3 protein-coding genes are annotated in these 2,877 nt (G+C 68.8%); all 3 read right to left on the bottom strand.

Annotated elements, in window-relative coordinates; translation table 11 throughout:
• Nucleotides 1-6 precede the first annotated feature (6 nt).
• Nucleotides 7-1,803: a DEAD/DEAH box helicase gene (locus AAD496_RS11130; protein ID WP_349828809.1), complete on the bottom strand. Its 1,797-nt coding sequence runs from the start codon at nt 1,801-1,803 to the stop codon at nt 7-9.
• The gene (locus tag AAD496_RS11135) at nt 1,804-2,088 is read right to left on the bottom strand and encodes a DUF3039 domain-containing protein (RefSeq protein WP_349828810.1); all 285 of its coding nucleotides are present in this window, start codon (nt 2,086-2,088) and stop codon (nt 1,804-1,806) included. It lies immediately after the preceding gene.
• Between the two features lie 98 nt (nt 2,089-2,186).
• The gene (locus AAD496_RS11140) at nt 2,187-2,768 is read right to left on the bottom strand and encodes a flavin reductase family protein (RefSeq protein ID WP_349828811.1); all 582 of its coding nucleotides are present in this window, start codon (nt 2,766-2,768) and stop codon (nt 2,187-2,189) included.
• Between the last annotated feature and the right edge of the window lie 109 nt (nt 2,769-2,877).

Here is a 2,877-nt window from a genome sequence, read left to right on the forward strand (position 1 = left end):
ATGATGTCAACCGCGGCCGACGAACCACCCTTGGATCTTCCGGATCCGCGCCTCGATCTCGCCGCGGGTCGCCTGGGCGACGGCCGGGCCACCACAGGCCTTGCGGAGTTCTACGTGGATCGTGCCGTGGGGTTTGCCGGTGCGGCGGGACCAGGCGCCGACGAGGCTCTGGAGTTTGTTGCGGTCCTCCTTGAGCGCCTTGTGCTCCAGTTCGTCACGGGACTCCTGGAGGACGTCGCCGACGCCACCGGAGGCACTCGCCTTGCGCTTGGACTGTTCGGCCTGGCGGGACCGCAACAACTGGTGCACCTGGTCGGGCTCGAGGAGACCGGGGATGCCGAGGAAGTCCTGCTCGTCCTCCGAACCGACGAGACCGCCGGAGCCGTAGTCGCCACCGTCGAACAGGACGCGGTCGAAGGACGCCTGTGAACCCAGCGACTCGAAGGAGCCGAACAGGTCGTCGCTCGCGGACTCGCTCTGGTTGGCGCGTTCGACCAGTTCGTCGTCGAAGTCGATGATGCCGTCGTCGTCGGGATCCGGCTTCCGGTCGAGGGCGTGGTCGCGTTCGGCCTCGAGGTTGTTGGCCAGTTCCATGAGGACGGGGACGCTGGGCAGGAAGACACTCGCGACCTCGCCGCGCTTGCGGGAGCGGACGAAACGGCCGATCGCCTGGGCGAAGAACAGCGGGGTCGACGAGGAGGTCGCGTAGACGCCCACCGCCAAGCGGGGGACGTCGACGCCCTCGGAGACCATGCGGACGGCGACGAGCCAGCGTTGGTCGCCATCGGAGAACTCCTCGATCTTCTTGCTCGCACCGGCCTCGTCGGACAGGACGACGGTGGGCGCCTCCCCCGTGATCTCCCGTAGCTGCTTCGCGTAGGCGCGGGCGACGGTCTGATCGGTGGCGATGACGAGACCACCGGCGTCCGAGATGGAACGCCGGACCTCGGTGAGGCGCCGGTCGGCGGCCTGGAGGACCGCGGGGATCCACTCGCCCGTGGGATCGAGCGCCGTCCGCCATGCCTGGGCGTGGACGTCCTTCGTCGCGTCGGCGCCGAGGAGTGCGGACATCTCGTCGCCGGCCTTCGTGCGCCAGCGCATCTCGCCGGCGTAGGCCATGAAGATGACCGGCCGGACCACCCCGTCCCTGAGCGCCCGGGAGTACCCGTAGGAGTAGTCGGCCTTCGAGGTGCGGATGCCCTCGTCGTCCGGTTCGTAGGTGACGAACGGGATCGGCGAGGTGTCCGACCGGAAGGGCGTACCCGTGAGCGCCAGGCGTCGTCGCGCGGGTTCGAAGGCCTCGCGGACGGCGTCGCCCCAGGACAGGGCGTCACCGGCGTGGTGCACCTCGTCGAGGATCACCAGCGTCCGGGCCGCGGAGGTCCGGTTGTGGTGGAGCGTCGGTTTGGCCGCGATCTGGGCGTAGGTGACGGCGACCCCGTGGAAGCCCGGGGCGTGCCGACCCTGGCTGTTCTTGAAGTACGGGTCGAGCTTGATGCCCACGCGCTGGGCGGACTCCGCCCACTGCACCTTGAGGTGTTCGGTGGGTGCCACGACGGTCACGCGGTCGACCACCCGCTGTGCGAGCAGTTCCGCCGCGAGCCGCAGGGCGAAGGTCGTCTTACCGGCTCCGGGGGTCGCGACCGCCAGGAAGTCCTTGGGTTGGTCTCGGAAGTAGGCCTCCAGGGCCTCCGCCTGCCAGGCACGCAGCTTGCCCGCGGTTCCCCACGCGGCGCGTTCGGGGAATGCGGGAGGGAGCTGTTCTGCTGCGGAGGTGCCCGGAACTCTCGGGTTCCGCGTCATTTACTCCTGCGGCCCCTCGGAATCGTCGTCCCCGCCCCCTTCGGGCATGCCTTCGAAGATCTCCTTGCAGCGTGGGCAGACGGGGAACCGCTCCGGGTCGCGGCTGGGGATCCACACCTTGCCGCAGAGGGCCACCACGGGGGTGCCCATGACCATGGCCTCCATGATCTTGTCCTTGGGCGCGTAGTGCGAGAACCGTTCGTGGTCGCCGGGTTCGACGAGCTGTTCCTGCTCGCTCCGCTCGATCGTCGCTGCACCGCCGGTGCTGGGATAGGTCGTGGACATGGCCCCCATTGTAGTCGCCCCGGGCGGCAGGCCCAGCCGTCCGAGGTGTGGGGAAGGTCCTGTGGTGATGCACGAGCCCGGATCAGACCGGACGAGGATCAGGATGGACGAGTGGTGAAGGCGCCGTACTCCCCGGCCCACCGGAGGAGCGGTCCCGGGCGACCGGACACTGACGTGCCGGTGGCGAACGACGGACGGCCCGGGCGCCCGAAGACCCGGACAGCGCCCACGCTGAGCGTGTGCGTGGCGATCTCGTGTTCGGTCACGGAATCGCAGTCGAACCAGGCGATCGACCCGGCGATCGCCACGCGCCCGGAGGCAGTCGTGAATGTCGGTACGGAGTCGAGGAGCCCGTACAAGGGCTGTCCCGGTTCCCCGAGCCATTGAGCCACGGACTTCTGGTCTTCGGCGAGGAGGTTGAGGACGAAACCGTCGGCCATGTCGAGCGACTCCTGCATCCGGGACCCGCTGTACACGGACACCGCCATGGTCGGCGGGCCGTAGGAGACGTCCATGTAGCTGTCGACGGCGATCGCGTGCGGCCGGGATCCCCGCATGCAGGTGAGAACACCGACGTGAGCGGCCAGGTCGTCGCTCACCGAGCGGTAGCCCTCGACGAAGTCCGCGTCGGTCCGTGACCACTGGCGGCCATTCGTCTTCATGCAATGCGCGCGTGTCATGCCCCCAGTCTAGGAAGCCCGCCCGCAGTCCCCGGACATTTCGGTTGTACCGGGCTCGTGAGTGAACTGCCGTGAATGCACGGGAGGCCCGTAACCCCATACAGGGGTT

Origin of the sequence: Brevibacterium litoralis (assembly GCF_040212315.1) — a bacterium.
Lineage (GTDB): Bacteria > Actinomycetota > Actinomycetes > Actinomycetales > Brevibacteriaceae > Brevibacterium > Brevibacterium litoralis.

Excerpts from the sequence above, each read along its gene's own strand:
- AAD496_RS11130 (WP_349828809.1), bottom strand. The coding sequence starts at position 1,803 with ATGACGCGGAACCCGAGAGTTCCGGGCACCTCCGCAGCAGAACAGCTC.
- AAD496_RS11135 (WP_349828810.1), bottom strand. The coding sequence starts at position 2,088 with ATGTCCACGACCTATCCCAGCACCGGCGGTGCAGCGACGATCGAGCGG.
- AAD496_RS11140 (WP_349828811.1), bottom strand. The coding sequence starts at position 2,768 with ATGACACGCGCGCATTGCATGAAGACGAATGGCCGCCAGTGGTCACGG.